This is a genomic window from Methylobacterium sp. J-048, from assembly GCF_022829515.1.
In the GTDB taxonomy this organism is placed as follows: domain Bacteria; phylum Pseudomonadota; class Alphaproteobacteria; order Rhizobiales; family Beijerinckiaceae; genus Methylobacterium.
Map to the genome: position 1 here is coordinate 1 of NZ_JAKSYL010000050.1, position 23502 is coordinate 23502.

Consider the following 23502-nt stretch of genomic DNA (forward strand, 5'->3'; position numbering starts at 1 on the left):
CCGTGCCCGGATCTTCAGGATCCCGTCTTTGACGATGAACGGCGCGTTCTTCTCAGGATCGGCGAAGATGTCGATCGGGTCGATGAATTGTGCATCGCCGAAATCACCGTTCCAGGGCGTGTGCGCTGACCACCGCGCCCGCTCGTTGTTGGACTTCGAAACGCTCAAGTCGTTGAAGTCGTCGGCGAAGACCTTCTTGAACCGACAGAGCTGCAGCGGCTCGCCCTGCGCCTTCAGCTCCCGACATCCCGCGACCGTGGCGAGGCCGACCAAGGCTGCAACGGTTGGGAATACCCATTTATTCCGCATCAAGCGCGCACCCATTCGGTTCACCGGCGTTTTCAGCGAGTTTTATGACTCAAGTTTTGCCTTATTAAAGGATTTATATAGTTTTGGTCCAGAGGGAAGGGCGGAGAACTGCCGAGGCCCAGACACGGCGCGGCGCGGTTTCGCGAGCCGTCGCGGACGCGCAGGCCTTGTGCGCCGCAGCACACAGGGGCCCGGGCCGCACTGCGTCGCTTGCTCCGGGCGTCACGGATTTTGGTGGAACACGACGCGCGCGTGTGGCGGCGGTCACACCAGCCGACGCGCCGACATCGCGAGTGCAGCGAACCCGACACCGACCGTGAGGCGGCCGGCTCGGATGATGTCGTCGACGGGCAGGACCCGTCCCGGAAGCTTAGAACGCGAAACCGACTTCGGCCGCGAAGGCATCGAGGAGCGGGAGCGAGGCGTCGAACAGCGGGCGCGCGCCAAAAGCGTCGCCGGCGCGCACGAATAGGGTCGCCTTGGCGTTGCGGTGCGGGCCGAACACGCAGGCGAGGCGGCCGTCGTCCTTGAGTTGGTCCAACAGGGCCTGCGGCCGGACCTCGACCCGGCCGTTAATCAGGATCACGTCGAAGGGCGCCTGCTTGGGGGCGCCCGCCTGCAGCGGCCCCTCGATCACCCGCGCCGAAGTGCCGAGCTTGGCGCGGGCCGTCTCGGCGAGGTCGGGAACCGATTCCAGGGCTGTCACGTCCGCGCCCAGATCCGCCATCACGGCGGCGGCGTAGCCGGTGCCGGTGCCGACATCTAGGGCTTTGGCGCTGGGCCGGATCTTCAGAGCCTGAATCAGCCGGGCGAGCACCATCGGGGCCGGCAGGCAGCGGCTCTCGCCGCCCGCGCCGTCGAGCCGCAGGGTCTGATCGATATAGGCGAACGGCTCGCGGCCCTTGGGCACGAAGGCCTCGCGGGGCACCGTGTCGAACGCGTCGAGCACCGCGTTGTCGTTCACGTCGAAGGTCCGCAACTGGCAGTCGACCATCATCCGCCGCGCCTGCGCGTAATCGATCATCGAACCGTGTCCTCGAACCGGATCGGAACGCCGCCCCCGCCGGGCCGCGGCGCGTGCCACGATCCCCGGCCAAGCTCAAGTGTTCCGGACGCGCGCGTTTTCGGAGATCACTCGCCAAAACGCAAGGTTTTCGCGGGGGAACCGGCCCTGCAGGGCAACGCTCGGCCCGGCCACCTCAACATTCGGGCCGTTCGGCGACGATGGCGCGCACAAGGTGGGTTACGGCCGCATCCCGCTGTCGCGCCTGGGTTGTCCAAGGGGTCGCGTTGCGCGGCCTGACGTTGAATAAAGAGTGCAGACCGGACCGGGCGATCCAAGACGCCGGCCATCTCGGGAGACATCATGACGCCAGTCAACAAGCCGATCCTCACCCGCGGGCTCGCCGCCGCGCTCGCCTGCCTGGGCTTCGGGACCGGAGCCCCGGACGCGGTGCGCGCGCAGGAGACGCAGGCCAGCTCAGCGCCTCCGGCGAGCGTGCAGATCGACCGCGGCTCGGCGCTCTTCGGACGTCCCGAGGGCGGCAACGCGGCCAAGCTCGCCCCGGTGGCTGGCCCGCCCCTGGCGACCGCCGCGGCCAAGCTGCCGCTCGACAAGCTCAAGGTGCCCGACGGCTTCAAGGTCGAAGTCTATGCCAGCGGTCTGGCGAACGCGCGCTCGATGACCCAGGCGCCCGACGGGACCCTGTTCGTCGGCACCCGCACGGTCGGCAAGGTTTACGCCGTGCTGCCGCAGGCGGGCCCGGACGGCAAGCGCGAGGTCAAGACCATCGCGTCGGGGTTGCACCGGCCGAACGGCGTCGCGTTCCACGACGGCGCGCTCTACGTGGCCGAGCTGTCGAAGATCTGGCGCTACGACGACATCGCCAAGCACCTCGACGACTCCGAGAAGCCGAGCCTCGTCTACGACGACCTGCCGAAGGACGAGGCCCATGGCTGGAAGTTCATCGCCATCGGGCCGGACAACAAGCTCTACGTGCCGGTCGGCGCGCCCGGCAACATCGTGATGCCCCCGGACACGCACGCGCAAATCCGGCGAATCGATCTCGACGGCAAGAACGCCGAGGTGATCGCCCGCGGCGTGCGCAACACGGTCGGCTTCGACTGGAACCCGAAGACCAAGCAGCTCTGGTTCACCGATAACGGTCGCGACTGGGTCTCGGAGGATATCCCGAACGACGAGCTGAACGTGCTGACCGAGCCTGGCAAGCAGCATTTCGGCTACCCGTTCTGCCATCAGGGCACGTTCACCGATCCGGAATACGGCTGGGGCCATTCCTGCGCGGAATTCACCGCCCCGGTGGGCCTGCTCGGGCCGCACACGGCCTCGCTCGGCATGCGGTTCTACACGGGCGCGCAGTTCCCGGAAGCCTACAAGGACGCGGTCTTCATCGCCCGGCACGGGTCCTGGAACCGCACGACCAAGCTCGGCGGCGACGTGGTGGTGGCAAGGCCCGGCCCGGACGGCAAGGTCGCGTCCGTGGAGCCGTTCCTGACCGGCTTCTTGCAGGACAACAAGTACGCCGGGCGCCCGGTGGACGTGCTGGTCGCCAAGGACGGGTCGCTGCTCGTCTCGGATGATTACAACGGCGCGATCTACCGCGTCAGCTACGGCCAGTGATGCGCGGCCTTGCGAGGATCGGGGTGATCCGGGGGCTCGCCCCGGCCCTCGGCGCCCTGCTGGCGGGTGCGGCTCTGGCCGCGCCCCAGTCCGCCGCGCCCCAGTCGGCCGTGCCGGAGCGCTTGGCGCCGTGCGTGGCCTGCCACGGGAGCGGCACCTCCGAGGCCGAGGGCGTGCCCTCGCTCGGCGGACAGCAGGCGGATTACGTCGTGACGCAGCTGTTCCAGTTCCGGGAGAAGCAGCGCGAGGCCTCGCCGATGAACGACATCGCCGCCGGCTTCTCCGACGACGACCTGCGCGCCTATGCCGATGCGGTCGCGACCCTGCCGCCGCCCGCGTGGTCGGGGCCTGCGGCGGACCCGGCCCTGGTCGCACGCGCCCAGGCGCTGGTCGCCAAGCACCAGTGCAATTCCTGTCACGGCGCCGACTTGGCCGGCCGGGACGCGATTCCCCGGATCCGGGCGCAGCGGGAGGAGTACCTCGCCCAGGCTCTCGCAGCCTACAAGTCGAACGCCCGGCCCGGCTACGACCCGGCGATGAACGAGGTCGCGCAGGATTTGAGCGACGCCGATATCAAGGATCTGGCAGCCTACGTGTCGCGGCTCTGAGGGCCGCGCCTACCCCACCACGCGCAGCGTATCGCCCACCGCGAGCGCCCCGCCTTCGATCACCTCGGCGTAGACCCCGAGGTCGCGGTGCCCGAGGCGCGCGTCGAGGGTCCAGGGGATGTCGTGGTCGCGCACGCCGCTCACCGGATCGACGTTGGTCGCGGCGCAGCGCACCGTACGCTTGGTGATCTTGAGCCGCAGCCCGCTCGGCGCCTCGATCACCTGGCCGACCATATCCAGTTCGGCGAACGGCGCCAGCCCCTCGACCAGCAGGTTGCCGCGGAAGCGCAGCGGATCGACCGGCGCACCGAGATAGTCTTCCACCGCGGCCACGCTCGCCCGGTTGATCAGCGAGACGTAGCCGGTGGGCGAATCGGTGAACCGGTATTGCGGCGGCGCCGCCAGCACCTTTGGCTCGCCCCGCAGGCTTTCCGGCAGGGTGCGCCGCATCAGGTCGGCGAGCCCATCCCGGCCGGCTTCGGTGTCGAGCCGGAAGGCCAGCGATTCCCCGGCATGCTCCACCGTGAGGGTGGCGGAGGCATCGTCGTAGCGGGTGCGCAGGCGGGCCAGGGCCTCGTCGCGCATCAGCATAAGGTACTTGGTCTTGGGCTGGTGCCGCGGCGCGACCGGGTTGAAGCCCGAAGGCCCGTTCTCGATGGCGTAGAGCCGGTCCCCCGGGAAGAACCCGCTGGTCTCCAGCTCCGCCCGGTCCAGCGGCTCGGGGCTCAGGCCCTTCACGGGGTAGCGATAGAGGCCGAGGAGGCCGATTTCGAGGGCGGCTTGCATGCGCGGAGGGTGGCTCGGAAAAGCTGTGCCACGCAAGGCCCGAGCCCCTTGTGGTGCGCAAATACAACACCACATCGGGTCTACCGGTGGCTTTCGGCGCCGGGGCCCCTCGCGGCAGAGTGCCGGGGGGCGACGTTTCGGCAGGGCCGCGCCATCTCGGGCGGCGGATGCCGGCACGGGAGGGTGAGACACGCATGAATTTCGAACTCTACACCGAGCGCGCCCGCGGCTTCGTCCAGGCGGCTCAGAACCTCGCGATGCGCGAGGGCCATCCGCAGCTTCAGCCGGGGCACCTGCTCAAGGTGCTGCTCGACGATCCCGAGGGCCTGTGCGCCGGTCTGATCGACCGCGCCGGCGGCCAGTCGCGGGTCGCTTTAGCGCAGACCGAGCAGTGGCTGGCCAAACAGCCGAAGGTGTCCGGCAACGCGTCCGCCCCGCAGGCGACGCGCGAGCTGATGCGCCTGTTCGACACCGCCGAGCAGGCGGCGAAGAAGGCCGGCGATTCCTACGTCACGGTGGAGCGCCTGCTCCTCGCCCTGGCGGTCGAGAAGGAGTCCGAGGCCGGCCGCGCCCTGCAGGCGGCGGGCGTGACGCCCGCGTCGCTGAACGGAGCGATCAACGCGCTCCGCAAGGGCCGCACCGCCGACAACGCCTCGGCCGAGAACGCCTACGACGCGCTGAAGAAATACGCCCGCGACCTCACCGAGGCCGCCCGGGACGGCAAGCTCGACCCGGTGATCGGCCGCGACGAGGAGATCCGGCGGACCATCCAGGTCCTGTCCCGGCGCACCAAGAACAACCCCGTCCTCATCGGCGAGCCCGGCGTCGGCAAGACCGCGATCGTCGAGGGTCTGGCGCTGCGCATCGTCAACGGCGACGTGCCGGAATCGCTCAAGGACAAGAGCTTGCTCGCCCTCGACATGGGCGCGCTGATCGCCGGCGCGAAGTATCGCGGCGAGTTCGAGGAGCGGCTCAAGGGCGTGCTCTCCGAGGTGACCGCGGCCGAGGGCGGCATCATCCTGTTCATCGACGAGATGCACACGCTGGTCGGCGCCGGGAAGGCGGACGGGGCGATGGACGCCTCGAACCTCCTGAAGCCCGCGCTCGCCCGTGGCGAGCTGCACTGCGTCGGCGCCACCACGCTGGACGAGTACCGCAAGCACGTCGAGAAAGACGCCGCGCTCGCCCGCCGGTTCCAGCCGGTCTTCGTGTCGGAGCCGACCGTGGAGGACACTGTCTCGATCCTGCGCGGCCTCAAGGAGAAGTACGAGCAGCATCACGGCGTGCGCATCCAGGATTCGGCCCTGGTGGCGGCGGCGACGCTGTCGAACCGCTACATCACCGACCGGTTCCTGCCCGACAAGGCGATCGACCTCATGGACGAGGCCGGCTCGCGCCTGCGCATGCAGGTCGATTCGAAGCCGGAGGAGCTCGATTCGGTCGATCGCGAGATCGTGCGGCTGAAGATCGAGGCCGAGGCGCTCAAGAAGGAGACCGATTCCGCCTCCCGCGACCGGCTGGTCCGGCTTGAGAAGGAACTGGCCGACCTGGAGGAGCGCTCCGCGTCGATCACCGCCCGGTGGAAGGCCGAGAAGGACAAGCTCGGCACGGCAGCCGGCCTCAAGAAGAAGCTCGACGAGGCGCGCAACGAGTTGGCCGCGGCGCAGCGCCAGGGCCAGTACCAGCGCGCGGGCGAACTCGCCTACGGGGTGATCCCGGGCCTGGAGAAGCAGCTCGCCGAGATTGAGGCCAAGTCGGACGGCAACGCGGAGAACGGCCGCGACGGGATGATGGAGGAGGCAGTCACGCCCGCCCATATCGCCGGCGTGGTCTCCCGCTGGACCGGCGTGCCGGTGGACAAGATGCTGGAGGGCGAGCGCGAGAAGCTGCTCGCCATGGAGGATGCGCTCGCCAAGCGCGTCGTAGGCCAGCGCGAGGCGGTGGAGGCGGTCTCGACCGCGGTCCGGCGCGCCCGGGCCGGGCTGCAGGACCCGAACCGGCCGATCGGCTCGTTCATGTTCCTCGGGCCCACGGGCGTCGGCAAGACCGAGCTGACCAAGGCGCTCGCCGGCTTTCTGTTCGACGACGACACGGCGCTCGTGCGCATCGACATGTCCGAGTACATGGAGAAGCACGCGGTCGCCCGGCTGATCGGCGCGCCTCCGGGCTATGTCGGCTACGAGGAGGGCGGCGCGCTCACGGAAGCCGTGCGGCGCCGGCCCTACCAGGTCGTGCTGTTCGACGAGGTCGAGAAGGCGCATCCGGACGTGTTCAACGTCCTGCTGCAGGTGCTCGATGACGGCCGGCTCACGGACGGGCAGGGGCGGACGGTCGATTTCCGCAACACGCTGCTGATCATGACCTCGAACCTCGGTGCCGAGTATCTGGTGAACCAGCCCGCGGGCGAGGACACCGATGCGGTCCGCGACGAGGTGATGAGCGTGGTGCGGAGCCACTTCCGGCCTGAATTCCTGAACCGGGTCGACGAGATCATCCTGTTCCACCGCCTGGCGCGGTCGGAGATGGGGGCGATCGTCGAGATCCAGCTCGGCCGCCTGGCGAAGCTCCTGGAGGATCGCAAGATCACCCTCGACCTCGACGAGGAGGCCAAGATCTGGCTCGCCGACAAGGGCTACGACCCGGCCTACGGGGCGCGGCCGCTCAAGCGGGTGATCCAGAAGAACGTGCAGGATCCCCTGGCCGAGCTGGTGCTCTCGGGCAAGATCCACGACGGCGAGACGGTGCCGGTTCGGCTGGGCCCGATGGGCCTGATGATCGGCGACGTCACGGTCGGCGCCGAGCGCCGGCCGGCCCATGTGGCCCTGAACTGAGCGTCTCGGTTTCGAGTGGGGCGGCGCGCCGGACGAGGGCGCGCCGCCCTTTTTGTATCTGCTGTGTGCCTCGGACCATCAGCTCGCTGCAACACGCCGAACCCGTGCCAGGATCGCCAGCTGCAGCGCGAGGCCCGCAGCCGTCACGGCGGCGGCGGTCATCGGCAGGGCGGAGACGCCCGCCAGCGTGACCACGCCGCCGCCGAGCGCTGCGCCGGCCGCGCCACCGAGATAGTTCGCCGAGCTGTTCAGCGCGACGGCGACGCTGCCGTGTTCGGGCCGGTGGTGGAGTAGGGCATGCTGCTGCGGCGCCTGTGACGCCCAGCCCATCGCGCCCCAGATCAGCATCGGCAGGTAGCCGAGAACCGAGGCGCCGAGCAGGCCGGGCAGCAATGCGAGCGCCAGCGTCAGCGCGGCCAGGATCACGGCCATCACCCGGCGCGGATCGCGCGTCCGGTCGATCAGCGGGCCGACGGAAAAACTGCCCACCATCCCGCCGATGCCCCAGGCCCAGAAATACGAGGCCGCCGCGTTGCCCAGCCCGGCCCGGTCGAGGAGCGGCGCAAGGTAGGTGTAGAGTCCGAGGCTGGCGATGGCGGTGAGGAAGGTGACCGCCACGGTCGCGCCCACCGACGCGTCGGTCAGCAGGGCGGCCCGGGCCCGCCAGGAGGGCGGCTCCGCGGCCTCGATGTCGGGCAGGCGTGCCAGGATCGCGACCGTGGCGACGGCGCCCAGGAGTGTCACCATCCACAGGGCGCCCTGCCAGCCGAACCGTTCGGCGATCCACAACCCGGCCGGCACGCCGATCACCGTCCCGGTGCTCATGCCGCCGAGCGTCAGCGCCAGGGCGCGTCCCTTCCGGCTCGGCTCTACCAAGGTCGCGGCCGACGCGATCGCCACCGGCGCGTACAGGCCGGCCGCGAGCCCGGCCAGCGCCCGGGCCAGGAGCAGCTCCCCCAACCCGGTCGCGAGCGCGCTCAGCGCGTTTGCCAGGGTGAAGACCGCCAGCGCCAGACCGAGGACCCGCCGCACCGGTTTTCCGGCCAGCAGGGTGGCGCAGACCGGGGCGGCCAGCGCGTAAGCTAGGGTGAAGACCGTGACCGCCTGGCCGGCCTCGCCGGGCTCGACCTGGAACGCGGCGCCGATCCCCGGCAGCAGCCCCGCGACCACATACGCATCCAAGCCCAGGGCGAACATCCCGAGCGCCAGAACCGCGATTCGTTTCATGTCTCGCCGCCTCTTTACGATGTACGACGAAAATCGTACATAAACGGCACCATGAGCCCCCGCAAGTTCTTCCACCCGGACGTCGCCGACCTGACGCTGCACCGCATCCTGTTCGCGCTTAGCGATCCGACCCGCCTCACCGTGGTGTCGGAGCTGATGAGGACCGGTGAATGCGCATCGGGCGATCTCCTGGCCGAGAGCGTGCCGCGCTCGACCATGACGCACCATCTCAAAATCCTGCGGGAGGCCGGCGTGACCCGCACCCGGCCCGAGGGGATGCGCTGCCTGATCTCACTGCGCCGGGAGGATATCGACGCGCGCTTCCCCGGCCTTCTCGACGCGATCCTGACCCATGGCGGTGCCGAGTCGTCAGCACCGTAAGGATTGGGTTTCCGAAGGGCATGCCCTTCGGCGGGTTATCGGGGCAGCGCCCTGATGTTGCAGGGCTCTGCCCTGCACCCGCAAAAGGTCGAAGACCTTTTGAAACCTAGAGTTTTAAGCGTGGATCAGGCCGCTAGGCCTTGCGGATCGCTGAAGCCAGATCGGCCGCCTGCTCCCGGTCCCGACAGACCAGCCAGAGGTCGTCGTGGGCGGACAACTCGGCGTCGAACAGGTCGATGAAGGCCGCCGGCGGGGAGGCGAGGTCCGGCCAGTGGTAGAGGCGAAAGCCCAGGGCCTCGAACAGGGGCAGGATCGGCGCCAGGTCCCAGAGCTTGTTGTTGCTCAGCGTCGCGTCGAGCCGGCCCGTGGCCAGGAGCGCGGCGTCCGAGATCGTGCCGCCCTCGCTCCAGGGGAACCAGCCGCGCCCGAAATCCACGGTGTAGCGCTGCGCGGTGACCGCCAGCCAGCCGACATGGCCGGTGCGGCTTGTGGACGGTTTCAACGCGCGCAACGCCTCCGTCCGGCGTCCGCCCCGGGTCGGCGCCCAGAAGGCCCGGCCCTCATGGGCTGCAAACAGGATGCCGCGGGCCGCCTCCGGCGCTTCGATGCGGGCGGGCCCGGACCGGTCCTCGTTCCAGGCCGGCAGGTTCATCACGCCGGCGCGGGGCCAGCCGGCGCGACAGGCCGCCACCATCACGCCCCAGCCCGACAGGCCGCCCGCGAAGGGCCGCGTGCCGTCGATCGGGTCGCCCACGAAGGTCCACGCATCCCGGGCCAGCAGGGTCTTGGCGGTTGCGTGCCCCAGGTCGTCGGCCGTCTCCTCCTCGATCAGGTCGGGGCCGAAGCGGGCGTGCAGCAGACGACTGACGGCGAGGTCGGCCTCGGTGAGCGCCTGGCCGAGGTCGGGGCCCTTGTTGGTCATGGCGAGCCCAGCCGCCCGCATCGCGAGCGCCAGCGGCGCCGCGTCCTCGGCGAAAGCGAGCATCTCGGCCAGGACGGCGTCGATCGGGGCGTCGGGCTGGATCATGCGGCGAACAGCTCCGGACGGCGCAGCATCAGCGCTTGGACGAGAACCAGGGTCTTCAGGTCGGCCAGGCGGCCCGAGCGCACCTGCTCCGCCAGGGCGGCCAGGGGCAGTTCCAGCACCTCGACCTGTTCGCCCTCGCCGGGCAGGCCGCCGCCGGGGCCGACCCGGTCGGTTGCCGTATAGGGGGCGAGGTAGAGCCACAACCGTTCGGAGGAGACGCTCGGCATGCTGTAGGCGTGGGTCACGGGCTCGAGCCGATCAAGCTGCAGGCCCGCCTCCTCCATCGCCTCGCGGATCGCGGTCTCTTCCGGCTCGCCGCCGTCGAGGCCGCCCGCGGGCGCCTCGTCGAGGGAAGCGGGCTCGCCCCAGAAGGCGGGGCCAACCCGGTTCTGCCGGACCAGCAGGGCGACCCGCCGCTCCGGATCGTAGGGCAGCACGCAGGCCGCCTCGCCGTGGTCTTCCAGGGCCCGCGGCACCGTGCTGCCGTCGGGCTGGGTCAGCGTGGCGATGCCGAAGGTGTTCCAGCCCCTGTGGATCACCCGCAGGGGGAGGGCGGTCTGCGTGCCGGTCATGGATGGATCAGCGCTGGGTGGTCGCGGCGGTCTGGCCGAACATGACCTTCTTGGCGTCCTCGCTCATGGTCTTGCCGTGGTCGGGATTGACCTCGGGCGCGCGGGCATAGGCCGCCTTGGTGGCCGGCCGCTCCGCGATGGCCGTGAACCAGCGCTTGAGGTTGGGGTGCTCGTCGAGGTTCTGGCCCTGCTTCTCCCACGGCACGATCCACGGGTAGCTGGCCATGTCGGCGATCGAGTAGTCCGGGCCCGCGACGAACGCGCGGTCGGCGAGGCGCCGGTCGAGCACGCCGTAGAGCCGGTTGGTCTCGTTGACGTAGCGCTTGATCGCGTAATCGATCTTCTCGGGCGCATATTGGGAGAAATGATGGTTCTGCCCGAGCATCGGCCCGAGTCCACCCATCTGCCAGAACAGCCATTGCAGAACCTCGGCCCGGCCGCGCAGATCACCTGCGATGAAGCGCCCGGTCTTCTCGGCGAGATACAACAGGATCGCGCCCGATTCGAACAGAGACACCGGCGCGCCGCCATCGGCCGGCTCGTCGTCAACGATCGCCGGCATGCGATTGTTCGGGGCGATCTTTAGGAAGTCCGGGTTGAATTGTTCGCCTTTACCGATGTTGATCGGCTTGATCCGATACGGAACGCCGGCCTCTTCGAGGAACATCGTGATCTTGTGGCCGTTCGGCGTCGGCCAATAATATAGATCGATCATCGTATTGTGTCCCGCTGGCGCATCATCCCGGACGGTGGTGCCGGCATTCGAAAAGATGATGCCAAAACAAAGCTCGCGCGCCGCCTCGTGGATGCACGATCCCGAGGAGGCCCCGAGCCCCGGCGTTGGGGAGGTGGGCCTGCGAGGCGCTCCGGTCAAGCATGGCCCGGGCCGGCTGCGCCATCGCGGCCTCACCCGCCGGCACAGCCCTGGATGTCCACGTAGAGGGCGTACAGCGACTGGCTCGCGGCCATGAACAGGCGGTTGCGATGGCGGCCGCCGAAGCAGAGATTGGCGCAGCGCTCGGGCAGCCGGATCCGGCCGATCAGGCGGCCGTCCGGGTTGAACAACATCACGCCGTCCAGCCCGTCGTCGCCCATGCCCCAGCCGCACCAGAGGTTGCCGTCGGTATCGCAGCGGATCCCGTCCGGCGTGCCCGGCCCGGCATCGATCAGGATCCGGCGGTCCCGCAGGGTCCGCCCGGCGACCACGTCGAAGGCGACGATGCGCCGGGTCGGCTCGCCGCGGGATTCCACCAGGTAGAGCTTCGATTCATCCGGCGAGAAGCACAGGCCGTTCGGCCCGGCGATGTCGTGCGCCACCACTTCCAGGGCACCGGTCTCGGCGTCCAGCCGGTAGACGTTCTGCGGCAACTCGGATTCGGCCCGCTCGCCCTCGTAGTACCCGGCGATGCCGAAGATCGGATCCGTGAACCAGACCGAGCCGTCGCTCGCCGTGACGACATCGTTGGGCGAATTGAGCCGCTTCCCGTCGAACGACTCCGCCAGCACCGTGATCGCCCCATCATACGCGGTCCGCACGACCCGGCGGCCGCCATGCTCGCAGGTGACAAGCCGCCCCTGCCGGTCGCGGGTGTTGCCGTTGGCGAAACCCGACGGCTTGCGGAACGCGCCGACCGCGCCGGTCTCCTCGTCCCAGCGCAAAATCTGGTTGTTGGGGATGTCGCTCCACAGCAGGTAGCGCCCGTCCCCGAACCAGACCGGCCCCTCGCACCAGCGGAAGCCCGTGGCAAGGCGCTCGACCGCCGCGCCGAACACCCGGTAACGCGCGAACGAGGCATCGAGGATCTCGATGGCCGGATCGGGATAGCGCGCGCTCGGCATCCACACGGGTCTGATCTCCTCACGCGGGCTCGCGGATCCGAGCGCGACGCGCCTGCGATACAAGATCGCCAAAGAGACGCCATAGGGTCAGGAAACCAGCCGAGTCCGCAAAGGGAAGAAGCCGACGCCCGGGCGTCGGGCTTTCAGTGACCGACATCCGATGATCGAGACTCCAGCGGACCCGAAATCGGGGCCGAGGCTCAAAGGCGGAACAACCCCAACCCCTCCATCACCTCATGCTTGGTCGCCTCCGTCAGCGCGCGCCCGTTGGCCGTGCCTGTGCGCAGCACATCGCGCACGAAGTCCGGATCCCGCGCCAGCTCCGCGCGGCGCTCACGGATCGGCGCGAGCAGCGCCTGTAGGATGCCCGTCAGCCGGTGCTTAAGGGCGACGTCGCCGAGTCCGCCCTGCCGGTACTGTGCTTTCAAGTCGGCGACGGCCTGCAGGTCCGGATCGAACGCATCGAGGTAGGTGAACACGACGTTCCCCTCGACCCGACCGGGGTCTGAGGCCCGCAGATGATCGGGGTCGGTGTACATCCGCTGCACGGCCGCCGCGATCTCTACGTCGTCTGCTGAAAGCGGCACAGCGTTGCCCTGCGACTTGCTCATCTTCGCCTTGCCGTCCACGCTCGGCAAACGCCCGATCGCCGGGATCAGCGCCTCGGCCACCGGCAGGAGGTCCCGCCCCGTCTGCCGGTTCAGCCGGCGCACCAGCTCATTGGTCTGCTCGATGATCGGCGCCTGATCCTCGCCGACGGGAATGATCGTGGCCTTGAACGCGGTGATGTCGGCGGCCTGCGCGGCCGGATAGCATAGGAAGCCCGCCGGGATGTCGCGCCCGAAGCCGCGCGCCTGGATCTCGTCCTTGATGGTCGGGTTGCGCTCCAGGCGCGCGACTGTGACGAAGTTGAGGTAGAGCAGCGTCAGTTCAGCCAGGGCCGGCAGCGCCGACTGGACGCAGATCGTCGAAAGCGACGGGTCGATCCCCACCGCCAGGTAATCGAGCGCGACTTCCAAGACGTTCCGACGAATGCGATCGGGGTCGGCGGCATTGTCGGTCAGGGCCTGCGCGTCCGCGATCAGCACGTATTGCGAATGGGTCGCCTGCAATGTGACTCGGTTGCGCAACGAGCCGACATAATGGCCGAGGTGCAACGGCCCGGTGGGCCGGTCACCGGTCAGGATGACGGGACGGTTGGACGATTCATTGGCAGGCATGTGGAAACTCCGGGTCGGAGCCACTGCCTCTGATCGGACGGTAAGGGTGTCGTGACCGAGCCGCCGGAAGCAGCGGCATGGGTCATGAGGGTATGACGGGCCGCGCTCAGGGAGCGCGCCACCAGCACTGGGTCGGGATAGCGTGGCGGTTCGTCATGGCCGAACTGTAACCGTCCCGATCGTTAAACCTGTAGACAAGGCAGTCGGCCAGACGCGGCCTGGAACCGTCATAAAACAGCAGCATCACGCATTGCGGGAGCGACGAGGACCAAGATCCCCCACCGCCGGTTGCCGAGCTGCGCCTCCACCGCCCCCCAATGGACGTGCAGTCGGTTCGTCGGTGCGAGAATCAGCCCTCGCCGTCCTGATAAAAGCTTAATCGCCGACCAATTGTCTGACAAGTGATCGAGAGCGCTTTTTCGACTGGATTCTGGTTGCGTGCAATTAATCTCGACTTTCGTGCATGGCCGCGGCCGGCTGCCCCGTTGCGTCGGACCCCCCGAAACGCTAGGGCTTGCGTGCCGTAACGGGCAGTCGGGGTGTGGCGCAGTCTGGTAGCGCACCTGGTTTGGGACCAGGGGGTCGTAGGTTCGAATCCTATCGCCCCGACCATTCGATCAGGAGCTTGTCGAGTTCAGATGCCGAGTGCTCGCATCTTCCGTCCGTCCCGGGACGCCACGCAGTCGGGCCTGGCCCGCACCAAGCAGTGGATCCTGGAATTCGACCAGACCGGCCCGCGCGAGATCGATCCGCTGATGGGCTGGAACGGCTCGGCCGACATGATGCAGCAGGTGCGTCTGGAATTCGACACGGAGGAGGAGGCGGTGGCCTACGCCAAGCGCGAGGGCATCGCCTACCGGGTCGAGCAGCCGGCCAAGCCGGTGTTCCGCAAGGGCCTGTCCTACTCGGACAACTTCAAATTCAACCGCACGGCGCCCTGGACGCATTGAGGCGTCGGACCGCCGCCTTGCGGGACGGTCAGGACCCGCGGCGCGCCCGCCAAGCCGCATAGGGCGCCTCGCCTGCCGGCCGGATCTGGCTGAGACGCATCGGCTGCTCGTCCAGGGGGCGGCACAGCTCCGCATAGATCGTCGCGCTGCCGGCTCCATGCTCCTCCGCCTCCTCGGCCGAGAACGCGAAGTAGCCTTCGCGAAAGCCCGCGAGCCGCATCGCAGCGTGGCACATCGGGCAGGGGCGGCCGCTCGCATACATCACGCAATCGGACAGGTCGCGGCGCGCCAGCACTTGGCTGGCTTCGCGCAGCGCCACCATCTCGGCATGGGCGCTCGGGTCGTTGGTGGCATGCACCGTGTTGGCCGCCCGGACCAGCACGGCGCCGTCGCGCACGATCACCGCGCCGTAGGGGGAGCCGCCGGCCCGCACGTTCGCCGCGGCCAGCGCGACCGCCTCGCGGAGATAGGCCTCGTGGTCCGACATCGCTGCGCCGCTCCCGGAATGCCCGCGCCAACGCGCCGTCGGGTCGAGGGTTCAGAACGCGTAGCGCACGGTGCAATAGGGCATGGTCTCGGCCAGCAGGGCTTTGAACCGGGCGAGCCACTGCCCCTTCCAGCCGGTGCGGTAGCGCAGGTTGGTGCCGCCGCCTTGCGAGACCTTCGCTTCCTGGATGTCCGGCCGCCACAGCAGCTCTTCCGCCTTCGGGTGCCAGCCGAGATTCACCTCGTGCAGGCCCGCATTGTGAGTCAGCATGATGATCTCGCACTTGAGCTGGGCCTTGGCGGCGTCCGAGAGCGTGCCGTCGATCTCGGCAAACAGCGCGCGCCAATCGTCCTCCCAGCCCTCGTAGAGAATCACGGGCGAGAAATTGGCGTGGACCTCGTAGCCGGCGGCTACGAAGTCGTCGATCGCGGCGATCCGTTCCGGGATCGGCGTCGTGCGGACATCGACGATCCTGGCGATCCGGGCCGGCATCAGCGAGAACCGGATCCGCGTCTTGCGTTGCGGGTCGTAGGCCAGGAGATCGCGGTTGACCGCCTTGGTGGCGAAGGACGCCTTGGCGTTCGGAAGGGTGCGGAACTGCTCGATGAAGGTGCGGACGCCGCTGCTGACGGCCGCATCCACCGAGAGGTCGCCGTTCTCGCCGATATCGTAGATCCAGTAGTCCGGGTCGATCGTGTCGGGCTCTGGCAGGGGGCCCTGGCGCTCCGCGTGCCGGGCGATCGCCGCGCAGGCCTGGTCGACGTTCACGAACAGCGAGATCGGGTTCGAGAAGCCCTTGCGGCGCGGCACGTAACAGTAGGCGCAGGCCATGGCGCAGCCGTTCGAGGTCGAAGGCGCGATGAAATGGGCGCTGCGGCCGTTCGGACGCATGGTCAGGCCCTTCTTCACGCCGAGCACGAGGGTCGAGCGCTTGATCCGCACCCAATCCTCCACCGAACCCGCGTTCCCGTGGAGCGCCGGGATGTTCCAGTGCGACGGCACGGGGATGCGCGCCGCGTCGGGGAAGCGCGCCAGGATGTCTCGACCGATCGGAAACGCGTCGACCGTGGGCTCGTGGTAGATCGTCCGGATGTCGAGGAGGTCGCTGGTCAGGGCCATGGGGGATCCGGGGCCCGGCGGCGGCCCGGGATCGGATATGGCGCGGGACGGCGGGACCGGAATGGCTTGCGACCTGCGGTCTCAATCGGCGGGATCGATCAGTAGAAACTACGGATCTGTACGTTCAACACTCTCTTACGACTTTTGGTCGAATATCGCGCGTCTCTGATTGGACGGACGATGACGCTTCACGACCTGGAGGGAACGCTCCCCGGGCTGGCGGGCCCCGATGGGGCGCCCGACGCCTCGGGTCGGCGGCCGGCGGGGCTGGTCCGCCGGGATCAGCTCGAGGCGGTGCGCCGCAGCGTCCTCACGGCGATTCCCGTCAACATGATGCTCGGGCTCGCCAGCGTGCTGGTGGCGTTCCAGGCCGGCAACGGCCGCGCCGGGATGATCTGGTACGCGGCCTCGACCGGCGCCAACCTGCTGCGCATCGGGCTGTGCCGGGCGGCCTGCCCGGGCCTCGCACTCACGGCCGCGATGCCGCCGGACATGGCCGCGGAGGCCTCGCGCTCGGTGGAGGGGCATCTGCGCGCCAGCACCCTGGCGGCCTTGCTGTCGGGGCTGGTCTGGGCGTTCCAGCCACTGCTCTGCGCCGGCTACACCTCCCCGCAGACCCTGTTCTACCTCACCATCACCTGCGGCATCACCGCCGGCGCGGTGACCCACGGCACCGCCTATGCCCGGATCCCGTGCAGCTTCATCCTCCTGCCGCTGCTGTCGGTGGCCCTCTGCATGTTCATCGCCGGCGGGTTCGACCGCGTCTGCCTGGCGGCCTGCGTGCTGCTGTATCTGGCTGCCCTGTCGCGCACCGCGTTCCAGAGCGAGGCGGGCTTCCGCGAGGCGAGCCGGCTGAAGAACGACGCCACCGCGTTGGCGCGCTCCCGGGCCGAGGCCCAGGCCAGCGCCAACGCGCTGGTCGAGGAGATGCGCTGGCGCGCGACCCATGACGACCTCACGGGCCTTCTCAACCGCGCCGGCTTCATTCAGCAGGCCGAGGCGCGCCTGAGCGCCGGAACCGCCTGTCTGCTGCTCCTCGACTTGGACGGCTTCAAGTCGGTCAACGACGTCTACGGTCACCAGACCGGTGACCGCGTGCTGGTCGAGGTCGCACGCCGGCTGCGCGTTGCCCTGCCGCCCGGCGGCCTTGCCGCCCGGCTCGGCGGTGACGAGTTCGCGGTGTTGTACGATCCTGCCGGCGCCGGCGTGCCGTATGCCGACTTGGCCGCCGGCCTGATCGCGGCGGTCGCCCAGCCCTTCGACGGCTTCGACGAGGCGCGGCTTGGGGTCAGCATCGGTGTCCATGCGGAACCCGAGCCCAACCTGATGGAGATGCTGAGCTGTGCCGACGAAGCGCTCTACGCCTCGAAGGCCGCCGGCCGGAACCGCTACCGCCTGTTCGACGCGGGCTTGCGCGATTGCCTGGAGATGCGCCGGGACCTCGAGCGCGACCTCTCGCACGCTCTGGTCGAGAGCGCCCTCGAAGTGTGGTTCCAGCCGATCTACGCGCTGGATGCCCGCACCCTGGTCGGGCTGGAGGCTCTGGTGCGCTGGCACCACCCGCGCCTCGGCTGGATCGCGCCCCCCGACCTGATCGCCGCGGCCGCGATGGCGGGGCTGACCGAGTCGCTGCTGCGCTTCATCCTCGAGCGGGTCTGCCGGATGATGCAGATCCTGCGCACCCAGGGGCTCGGCACCGTCCGGGTGGCGATGAACGTGTCGCCCCGGGAGATGGCGCAGATCCCGGTGGACGAGATCGTGATCGAGCGTCTCGGGGCGCTGGGCCTGCCGCCCGCGATGCTGGAGATCGAGATCACCGAGGAGACCGCCCTCGATCTCGGGGCCGTGCAGGGCAAGCTCCAGGCGCTCTCGCGCGCCGGCATCCGGGTCGCGCTCGACGATTTCGGCATCGGCTACTCGTCGCTGTCGTCCCTGCGCCAGCTCCGGGCCGATCGGATCAAGATCGACCGGAGCTTCGTCACCGGGCTCAGCACCTGCGACGACAAGCGCGGGCTGGTCCTGGCGGTGCTCGGCCTCGGGACCCTGCTCGGGCTGGAGGTGGTGGCCGAGGGCGTGGAGACGCAGGAAGATCTGCAGATGCTGCAAGCGATGGGCTGCCCGTTCCTGCAGGGCTACCATCTCGGGCGGCCGATGCCGGTGCAGAAACTGGAAGCGACTTTGTTCGCCGCCAGGCAGGCTCAAGCGGCCTGATAGGCCTGCCGCCTCACCCCAGCCGGTAATCCGCCATCCGCGCCCGCCGGGCGCTGCGGCGGTAGGCCATCACCGAGTCGGGCCACAGGGTCGTGTTGCGCCCCTGGGCATCGAGGTACCAGCTGCGGCAGCCGCCGGCCTGCCAGATGCTGTCGGCGAGCCGGGTCCGGATCCGGTCGAGGAACCGAGCCTGCGCCTCAGGCCGGACCTCGATCGCCCGGGCGCCCTTGCGCAGCGCCTCCAGGCAATCGAGCACGTGCCGCACCTGGACCTCGATCATCGCGATGATCGAGTTGTGCCCCAGGCCGGTATTGGGCCCGAGCAGCATGAAGTAGTTCGGGAATCCGGCGACCGTAATGCCCTGATAGGCGCCCATCCCGCCGCCGGCCCAGGCGTCGGCCAGGCGCAGGCCGTCGCGCCCGACGAGCTTCATTCGGGCGAAGCTGCCTGTCACGTCGAAGCCGGTGGCGTAGACGATCGCGTCGAGGTCGTGTGCCTGCCCGTCCGCCGTCGTCACCCCGGCCGCGGTGATCCGGGCGATGTCGCCGGTTTCGAGCGTCACGTTCGGGCGCTGGAGGGCCGGATAATACGTGTCGGAGATGAGCACGCGCTTGCAGCCGAGGCGGTAGTTCGGCGTCAGCTTCGCCCGCAGGTCCTTGTCCTTCACGGCCTTGGCGAGGTGGTGGCGGGCCAGGCCCTCGGCCTGCTTGGTCAGCTTGGAGACCTTGGTGAAGCCGAACAGCGCGCGCAGCTCGTGCAGCCAGAACAGCCGCGCCCGCTCGATCCGCCGGAGCAGCGGCAGGCGCCGGTAGCGCGCCTTGGTGGTCTCCGCGATGGCGTGGTCGTGCTTGGGCATGATCCAGGGCGGGGTGCGCTGGAACAGGGTCAGGTGGGCGGCGCGTTTGGCGAGTTCCGGCACGACCTGGATCGCGCTCGCCCCGGTGCCGATCACCCCGACGCGCTTGCCCGTCAGGTCGACGGAATGGTCCCAGGCTGCGGTGTGGAAGGCCGGACCCGCGAAGGCGTCCCGGCCGGGTAGCTCAGGATAGGCCGGATGGTGCAGGCCGCCCATGGCGGAGACGATCGAGCGGGCGGTCAGCGGCCCACGATCGGTCTCCACATGCCAGAGGGCGCGAGCCTCGTCCCAGGTCGCCCCGGAGAACGCGGTGCCGAGCTGGATCAGCGGCGTCAGCCCATGGCGCTCGGCGGTCTCGCGCAGATAGGCCTGGATCTCCGGCTGCGGGGCGTACATCCGCGTCCAGTCGGCCTTGGGGGCGAAGGACAGGGAGTAGAGATGCGAGGGCACGTCGCAGGCTGCGCCCGGATAGGTGTTCTCCCGCCAGGTTCCGCCGATGTCGTCACCCTTCTCGATCACCCGCATGGGACCGATCCCGGCCTGCCGGCAACGGATCGCCATGGCGAGGCCGGAGAAGCCGGCACCGACGATCAGGACTTCCAGGATCTCGGGGGCGGTTGCTTGCACTGTCATCGCGAAGACCTCCCCGGCGCATCGTTTTGAGGGGCATGGGCTTTCAGAAAGTTGGCGGCCTCGTCGAGGGAGGTCCGCGCCTCCGGCAGCATATGGGCGGCGAACTGCCAGGCATGCGAAACCACCGGGAAGACTTTCAGCTCGGTCACGACCCCGGCCGCCCGGGCCTTCTCGGCCATGCGGATGGAATCGTCGCGCAAAACCTCGCGCTCGCCGACATGGAACAGCAGGGGCGGGTAGCCGGTCGGGTCGGCGTTGATCGGCGAGATCCGCGGATCGGCCGGGTCGGCCTTGCCGAGATACATCGTGCGGATCACCGCGAGCGCCCCGGGGTCGAACATGGCGTCGCGCCAGGCATTGGTGCGCCGGGAGCCGTCCTCGGAGACGAAGTCGGTGGCCGGCGAGAACAGGGCGGCGGCCCAGGGCATCGGCAGGCCGCGCGCCCGCGCCTCGCCAATCAGAACCAGGGCCATGTTGGCGCCCGCCGATTCGCCGGCGACACAGGCCGGTCCCTCGGCGCTGAACGCCTGCCAGACCGCCAACACGTCCTCGACGGCCGCCGGGAACGGGTGCTCGGGGGCGAGGCGATAGTCGGGGACGAACAGCGTGAAGCCGCGGTTGGCCAGCGCGCCGGTGACGGGCCGGTGGGTGCGCGGCGAGCAGGCGATGAAGCCGCCGCCATGGATGTAGAGCATCCGCAGCCCCGGGCCGGATTTCGGCCGGACCCATTCCCCCCGCACGCCGCCGAGCGTGCCGGGCTCGTAGGTGACGCCCTTGGGGTCGGGGAAGGCCGGCGCCTCGAAGATCCGGCGGAACGCAGCCGCGTCCCGGGCTTTCGCCAGGGGGCCGCGGACTTTGTTTCGGACCATCCAGGTGCCGAGATACGCACGCAGGCTCGCCATCTCAGACCTTCCCGCCGGACAGGCGCATGATCGTCTTCCAGTAGCCGGCCGGCATCAGACGCTGGATCAGGGCCGCGCTCTTCGCGTCTTTGCCGATCAGGATACGGGGCAGGCGGCGCTCGAGTCCCTGGACGATCGCGGCTGCGGCGTCCTCGGGCGAGAGCGTCAGCAGCTTGCCGAACGCCTCGCGGGCCTTCTCGTCCTCGACCCGGGCGCGCTCGGCGGCCTCCGGGTCGGTGGGTGGACGTGTGCCCCGGGCGCTGCGGGCGATGGCGGTGGCGACGCCGCCCGGATGGACCACCGTCACCCCGAGCCCGGTGCCGGCATATTCGTGCCGCAGGGCCTCGGTGAAGCCGCGCACCGCGAACTTGCTGGTGGCGTAGGCGACTTGGCCGGGCGGCGCGATCAGCCCGAACAAGCTCGACAGGTTGACGATCTGGGCGGCCGGCCGGGCGCGCAGCATCGGCAGGAAGGCGTGGCACATCCGCACGACGGCGCGCAGGTTGATGTCCATCAGCCACTCGAAGTCTTCGAGATGCGTCTCGTCGAACCGGCCGCCGAGCGCCACGCCGGCATTGTTGATAAGCACGTCGAGGTGGCCGAACCGGCCCTCAACCCAATCTGGGAGCGTCTGGATCGCCTCCGCGTCGGCGAGGTCGATAGCCTGGGTCTCCACCGCGGCGCCGGCCGCGCGGGCCTTGCCGGCGACGGCCTCGAGGCCCGCCGCGTCGCGGTCCACCAGCAGGAGGCGGCAGCCCCTGGCCGCCAATCCCAGCGCCAGGGCGGCGCCGATGCCGCTCGCCGCGCCGGTGATGAGCACCACAGCGCCCGCGAGTTGGAGTTTCTGGGCCAAGCCATGCCTCCCGTTCCGCCGGGCATGCCCGACGACCCCGTGGGGATAGCCCTGGCGGCGCGGATTGTCTAGGGTGAATACCCTAGATCGGATCTGGATATCATGCAGGAAGGCGACAGCCGCAGGGGGCCGGGGGCCGCCGCGCCGGCGCGGGCGACGGGGACGCGCGAAAAAATCCTCGCGCAAAGCCTCGCGCTGTTCAATGCCCGCGGCCTCGGCCGGGTGACCACGGCGGAGATCGCCGCGGCATCCGGGATCCGCGAAGGCAATCTCCAGTACCATTTCCCGCGCAAGAGCGGCTTGGTGGAGGCGCTGTTTGCCGCCTTCGAGGTCGAGGCGGAGGCGGTGGCCGGGCGCATGCCGGCGGATCCCGCCGCCCCGGAGGCGCTGCTCGACTATCAGCGGGGCTGGTTCGACCTGATCTGGCGCTATCGCTGCATCTACCGCGACGGCATCGCCATGGTGGAGATCGCCTCGGCTTTGCGCCCGCGGGTCCATGCCCTGCGGGTGCGGACGCAGGCGCTGGCCCGCGGCGTGTTCGAGGCGGCGGTGCGGGCCGGGCGGCTGCGGATCGAGCCCGACGCCCTGGGGCGGCTCATCGACAACGCCTGGATCGTGTCGAGCCACTGGATGAGCCACCGGCTCCAGGGCAACACCGAGCTGACCCAGGCCGATCTCGACTGGGGTTTTGCGCAGGTGCGCGACCTGTTCGCCCCCTACCTCGTGGTGGATGGCACGCGCTGACAAGCGGTTGGCCCGAACCTTCCATCCGCTGACCCCAAACCCGAAGCCCAAGGACACGATGCTCGACCGACTGACCCATGCCGGCCTTTCGATCCTGCTGCTGCTGGCGATCGCCGCCCTGTTCTCCACCAACCGCCGGGCGATCCGCCCCCGGGTCGTGCTCACCGCCCTGGCGCTGCAGATCGGGCTCGGCGCCCTGGTCCTGTTCCTGCCGGCCGGCCAGACGGCACTGAAGGTCGCCGCCGACGTCGTGGTGACGGGGCTCTCCTACGGCGACCGCGGCACGGCGTTCCTGTTCGGCGGCCTGGTCGAGCCGAAGATGTTCGAGCTGTTCGGCGGCTCCGGCTTCATCCTGGCCCTGCGGGTTCTGCCGCAGATCCTGTACGTCTCGGCGCTGATCGGGGTGCTGTACCATTTCGGCGTGATGCAGGCGCTCGCCCGGGGCCTCGGCGCGGTGCTGCGGCGGATCCTCGGCACCTCGCCGATCGAATCGTTCTCGGCGGTGATCACCATCGCCATCGGCCAGAGCGAGATCGCGGTGGCGTTGCGCCCGTTCCTGCCGCTGCTCACCGGGGCCGAGCTGTTCGCCGTGATGGCCAGCGGCGCCTCCTCGACCGCTGGGTCGATCCTGGCGGGCTATGCGGCGCTCGGCGTGCCGATGACCTACTTGCTCGCGGCCTCCGTGATGGCGATCCCCGGGGGGCTGCTCTACGCCAAGATCCTGATGCCCTCCACCGAGCCGACCCGGATCGCCACCACGCGCGTGGAGTTCGGCGAGACCCGGGCGGCCAACATCATCGAGGCGGCGGCCGACGGCACCCAGAAGGGCCTCGCCGTCGCTGTCTCGGTCGGCGCCATGCTGATCGCCTTCGTCGGATTGATCGCCCTGGCGAACGGCATCGTCGGCTATCTCGGGGGGCTCGCCGGCTATCCGGCCGCCTCGATCGAGGGCGTGCTCGGCTGGGCGCTGGCCCCCCTGGCCTGGCTGCTGGGGGTGCCTTGGGAGAGCGCCACCCTGGTCGGCGGCGCGATCGGCCAGAAGATCGCGTTCAACGAGTTCCTCGCCTACGCCAACCTGTCGCCGATCCTGAAGGGCGGCGCCCTCGACCCACGCTCCCAGGCGATCGTCTGCTTCGCCCTGTGCGGCTTCGCCAACTTCGCCTCGATCGCGATCCAGCTCGCCAGCTTCTCCAGCCTGGTCCCCGAGCGCCGCGCCGAGGTCGCCCGCTACGGGCTCCGGGCGATCCTGGCCGGGACGCTGGCGAACCTCACCAGCGCGGCGATTGCCGGGATGTTCGTGGGGTAA

The 23502-nt window shown here is 69.5% G+C and carries 21 protein-coding genes, 1 tRNA gene and 1 pseudogene; 9 read left to right on the top strand and 14 right to left on the bottom strand.

Going from position 1 to position 23502, the window contains the following annotated elements:
* Both MKL09_RS02105 and MKL09_RS02110 read right to left on the bottom strand, forming a co-directional pair.
* Positions 1-324 (bottom strand): annotated as a pseudogene (locus MKL09_RS02105) (glycoside hydrolase family 16 protein); the annotation flags it as partial.
* Between the two features lie 355 nt (positions 325-679).
* Complete coding sequence (locus MKL09_RS02110) at positions 680-1333, bottom strand: protein-L-isoaspartate O-methyltransferase family protein (RefSeq protein WP_244017508.1); 654 nt, start codon at positions 1331-1333, stop codon at positions 680-682.
* 342 nt (positions 1334-1675) lie between these two features.
* Here MKL09_RS02110 and MKL09_RS02115 point away from each other — a divergent pair, with 342 nt between their 5' ends.
* Together MKL09_RS02115 and MKL09_RS02120 are read left to right on the top strand one after the other, a co-directional pair.
* A complete protein-coding gene (locus tag MKL09_RS02115; RefSeq protein WP_244017510.1) occupies positions 1676-2950 on the top strand; it encodes a PQQ-dependent sugar dehydrogenase in 1275 nt (424 codons plus the stop codon).
* On the top strand, positions 2950-3558 hold the full coding sequence (locus tag MKL09_RS02120; protein WP_244017512.1) for a c-type cytochrome: 609 nt from the start codon (positions 2950-2952) through the stop codon (positions 3556-3558). Before MKL09_RS02115 ends, MKL09_RS02120 begins: the two co-directional genes overlap by 1 nt.
* A gap of 9 nt (positions 3559-3567) precedes the next feature.
* On the opposite strand, the gene MKL09_RS02125 is transcribed toward MKL09_RS02120, so the two are convergent.
* A complete protein-coding gene (locus MKL09_RS02125; protein ID WP_244017514.1) occupies positions 3568-4344 on the bottom strand; it encodes an MOSC domain-containing protein in 777 nt (258 codons plus the stop codon).
* 194 nt (positions 4345-4538) lie between these two features.
* Here MKL09_RS02125 and clpB point away from each other — a divergent pair, with 194 nt between their 5' ends.
* Entirely contained in the window at positions 4539-7175 is a 2637-nt protein-coding gene (clpB, locus tag MKL09_RS02130) for an ATP-dependent chaperone ClpB (protein ID WP_244017516.1), read from the top strand.
* A 78-nt stretch (positions 7176-7253) separates the two neighbouring features.
* Here the strand turns inward: clpB and MKL09_RS02135 are convergent, their stop codons facing one another.
* Complete coding sequence (locus tag MKL09_RS02135) at positions 7254-8402, bottom strand: MFS transporter (protein ID WP_244017517.1); 1149 nt, start codon at positions 8400-8402, stop codon at positions 7254-7256.
* Between the two features lie 51 nt (positions 8403-8453).
* On the opposite strand from MKL09_RS02135, the gene MKL09_RS02140 reads away from it, so the two are divergent.
* A complete protein-coding gene (locus MKL09_RS02140) occupies positions 8454-8783 on the top strand; it encodes an ArsR/SmtB family transcription factor (RefSeq protein ID WP_244017519.1) in 330 nt (109 codons plus the stop codon).
* A gap of 133 nt (positions 8784-8916) precedes the next feature.
* Here MKL09_RS02140 and MKL09_RS02145 read toward each other — a convergent pair whose 3' ends face one another.
* The 5 genes from MKL09_RS02145 to trpS form a co-directional block, all read right to left on the bottom strand.
* A complete protein-coding gene (locus tag MKL09_RS02145) occupies positions 8917-9810 on the bottom strand; it encodes an inositol monophosphatase family protein (RefSeq protein ID WP_244017521.1) in 894 nt (297 codons plus the stop codon).
* The gene (locus MKL09_RS02150) at positions 9807-10382 is read right to left on the bottom strand and encodes an NUDIX domain-containing protein (protein WP_244017523.1); all 576 of its coding nucleotides are present in this window, start codon (positions 10380-10382) and stop codon (positions 9807-9809) included. Before MKL09_RS02150 ends, MKL09_RS02145 begins: the two co-directional genes overlap by 4 nt.
* A 7-nt stretch (positions 10383-10389) precedes the next feature.
* Positions 10390-11097 (bottom strand): glutathione S-transferase N-terminal domain-containing protein, encoded by a 708-nt coding sequence (locus MKL09_RS02155; protein WP_244017525.1) that lies wholly within the window; start codon positions 11095-11097, stop codon positions 10390-10392.
* Positions 11098-11288: 191 nt separating this feature from the next.
* Positions 11289-12221: an SMP-30/gluconolactonase/LRE family protein gene (locus MKL09_RS02160; RefSeq protein ID WP_244017598.1), complete on the bottom strand. Its 933-nt coding sequence runs from the start codon at positions 12219-12221 to the stop codon at positions 11289-11291.
* Between the two features lie 200 nt (positions 12222-12421).
* A complete protein-coding gene (gene trpS / locus MKL09_RS02165) occupies positions 12422-13441 on the bottom strand; it encodes a tryptophan--tRNA ligase (RefSeq protein WP_244017528.1) in 1020 nt (339 codons plus the stop codon).
* A gap of 535 nt (positions 13442-13976) precedes the next feature.
* Here trpS and MKL09_RS02170 point away from each other — a divergent pair.
* A tRNA-Pro gene (locus MKL09_RS02170) sits at positions 13977-14053 on the top strand.
* 26 nt (positions 14054-14079) lie between these two features.
* Positions 14080-14391: an ETC complex I subunit gene (locus MKL09_RS02175; RefSeq protein WP_244017530.1), complete on the top strand. Its 312-nt coding sequence runs from the start codon at positions 14080-14082 to the stop codon at positions 14389-14391.
* 28 nt (positions 14392-14419) lie between these two features.
* Here MKL09_RS02175 and MKL09_RS02180 read toward each other — a convergent pair whose 3' ends face one another.
* Both MKL09_RS02180 and MKL09_RS02185 read right to left on the bottom strand, forming a co-directional pair.
* Positions 14420-14878 carry a nucleoside deaminase gene (locus MKL09_RS02180; RefSeq protein WP_244017532.1) on the bottom strand — a complete coding sequence of 153 codons (459 nt, stop codon included), beginning with the start codon at positions 14876-14878 and terminating at the stop codon, positions 14420-14422.
* Positions 14879-14929: 51 nt separating this feature from the next.
* Positions 14930-15997, bottom strand: a complete 1068-nt coding sequence (locus tag MKL09_RS02185) for a spore photoproduct lyase family protein (RefSeq protein ID WP_244017534.1) — start codon at positions 15995-15997, stop codon at positions 14930-14932.
* Positions 15998-16177: 180 nt separating this feature from the next.
* Between MKL09_RS02185 and MKL09_RS02190 the strand changes: the two genes are divergently transcribed.
* Positions 16178-18208: a putative bifunctional diguanylate cyclase/phosphodiesterase gene (locus MKL09_RS02190; RefSeq protein WP_244017536.1), complete on the top strand. Its 2031-nt coding sequence runs from the start codon at positions 16178-16180 to the stop codon at positions 18206-18208.
* Positions 18209-18221: 13 nt separating this feature from the next.
* On the opposite strand, the gene MKL09_RS02195 is transcribed toward MKL09_RS02190, so the two are convergent.
* From MKL09_RS02195 to MKL09_RS02205, 3 genes are read right to left on the bottom strand one after another with little or no spacing between them, the layout of a single operon-like run.
* Positions 18222-19697, bottom strand: coding sequence for a flavin-containing monooxygenase (locus MKL09_RS02195; RefSeq protein ID WP_244017538.1), 1476 nt, complete (start codon positions 19695-19697; stop codon positions 18222-18224).
* Entirely contained in the window at positions 19694-20599 is a 906-nt protein-coding gene (locus MKL09_RS02200; RefSeq protein ID WP_244017540.1) for an alpha/beta hydrolase, read from the bottom strand. Before MKL09_RS02200 ends, MKL09_RS02195 begins: the two co-directional genes overlap by 4 nt.
* Position 20600: 1 nt before the next feature.
* Positions 20601-21452: an SDR family NAD(P)-dependent oxidoreductase gene (locus MKL09_RS02205; protein WP_244017542.1), complete on the bottom strand. Its 852-nt coding sequence runs from the start codon at positions 21450-21452 to the stop codon at positions 20601-20603.
* A gap of 102 nt (positions 21453-21554) precedes the next feature.
* Between MKL09_RS02205 and MKL09_RS02210 the strand changes: the two genes are divergently transcribed.
* A complete protein-coding gene (locus tag MKL09_RS02210) occupies positions 21555-22196 on the top strand; it encodes a TetR/AcrR family transcriptional regulator (protein WP_244017544.1) in 642 nt (213 codons plus the stop codon).
* A 58-nt stretch (positions 22197-22254) separates the two neighbouring features.
* Positions 22255-23502: a NupC/NupG family nucleoside CNT transporter gene (locus MKL09_RS02215; RefSeq protein ID WP_244017600.1), complete on the top strand. Its 1248-nt coding sequence runs from the start codon at positions 22255-22257 to the stop codon at positions 23500-23502.

Excerpts from the sequence above, each read along its gene's own strand:
- MKL09_RS02110 (WP_244017508.1), bottom strand. The coding sequence starts at position 1,333 with ATGATCGATTACGCGCAGGCGCGGCGGATGATGGTCGACTGCCAGTTG.
- MKL09_RS02115 (WP_244017510.1), top strand. The coding sequence starts at position 1,676 with ATGACGCCAGTCAACAAGCCGATCCTCACCCGCGGGCTCGCCGCCGCG.
- MKL09_RS02120 (WP_244017512.1), top strand. The coding sequence starts at position 2,950 with ATGCGCGGCCTTGCGAGGATCGGGGTGATCCGGGGGCTCGCCCCGGCC.
- MKL09_RS02125 (WP_244017514.1), bottom strand. The coding sequence starts at position 4,344 with ATGCAAGCCGCCCTCGAAATCGGCCTCCTCGGCCTCTATCGCTACCCC.
- clpB (WP_244017516.1), top strand. The coding sequence starts at position 4,539 with ATGAATTTCGAACTCTACACCGAGCGCGCCCGCGGCTTCGTCCAGGCG.
- MKL09_RS02135 (WP_244017517.1), bottom strand. The coding sequence starts at position 8,402 with ATGAAACGAATCGCGGTTCTGGCGCTCGGGATGTTCGCCCTGGGCTTG.
- MKL09_RS02140 (WP_244017519.1), top strand. The coding sequence starts at position 8,454 with ATGAGCCCCCGCAAGTTCTTCCACCCGGACGTCGCCGACCTGACGCTG.
- MKL09_RS02145 (WP_244017521.1), bottom strand. The coding sequence starts at position 9,810 with ATGATCCAGCCCGACGCCCCGATCGACGCCGTCCTGGCCGAGATGCTC.
- MKL09_RS02150 (WP_244017523.1), bottom strand. The coding sequence starts at position 10,382 with ATGACCGGCACGCAGACCGCCCTCCCCCTGCGGGTGATCCACAGGGGC.
- MKL09_RS02155 (WP_244017525.1), bottom strand. The coding sequence starts at position 11,097 with ATGATCGATCTATATTATTGGCCGACGCCGAACGGCCACAAGATCACG.
- MKL09_RS02160 (WP_244017598.1), bottom strand. The coding sequence starts at position 12,221 with ATGCCGAGCGCGCGCTATCCCGATCCGGCCATCGAGATCCTCGATGCC.
- trpS (WP_244017528.1), bottom strand. The coding sequence starts at position 13,441 with ATGCCTGCCAATGAATCGTCCAACCGTCCCGTCATCCTGACCGGTGAC.
- MKL09_RS02175 (WP_244017530.1), top strand. The coding sequence starts at position 14,080 with ATGCCGAGTGCTCGCATCTTCCGTCCGTCCCGGGACGCCACGCAGTCG.
- MKL09_RS02180 (WP_244017532.1), bottom strand. The coding sequence starts at position 14,878 with ATGTCGGACCACGAGGCCTATCTCCGCGAGGCGGTCGCGCTGGCCGCG.
- MKL09_RS02185 (WP_244017534.1), bottom strand. The coding sequence starts at position 15,997 with ATGGCCCTGACCAGCGACCTCCTCGACATCCGGACGATCTACCACGAG.
- MKL09_RS02190 (WP_244017536.1), top strand. The coding sequence starts at position 16,178 with ATGACGCTTCACGACCTGGAGGGAACGCTCCCCGGGCTGGCGGGCCCC.
- MKL09_RS02195 (WP_244017538.1), bottom strand. The coding sequence starts at position 19,697 with ATGACAGTGCAAGCAACCGCCCCCGAGATCCTGGAAGTCCTGATCGTC.
- MKL09_RS02200 (WP_244017540.1), bottom strand. The coding sequence starts at position 20,599 with ATGGCGAGCCTGCGTGCGTATCTCGGCACCTGGATGGTCCGAAACAAA.
- MKL09_RS02210 (WP_244017544.1), top strand. The coding sequence starts at position 21,555 with ATGCAGGAAGGCGACAGCCGCAGGGGGCCGGGGGCCGCCGCGCCGGCG.
- MKL09_RS02215 (WP_244017600.1), top strand. The coding sequence starts at position 22,255 with ATGCTCGACCGACTGACCCATGCCGGCCTTTCGATCCTGCTGCTGCTG.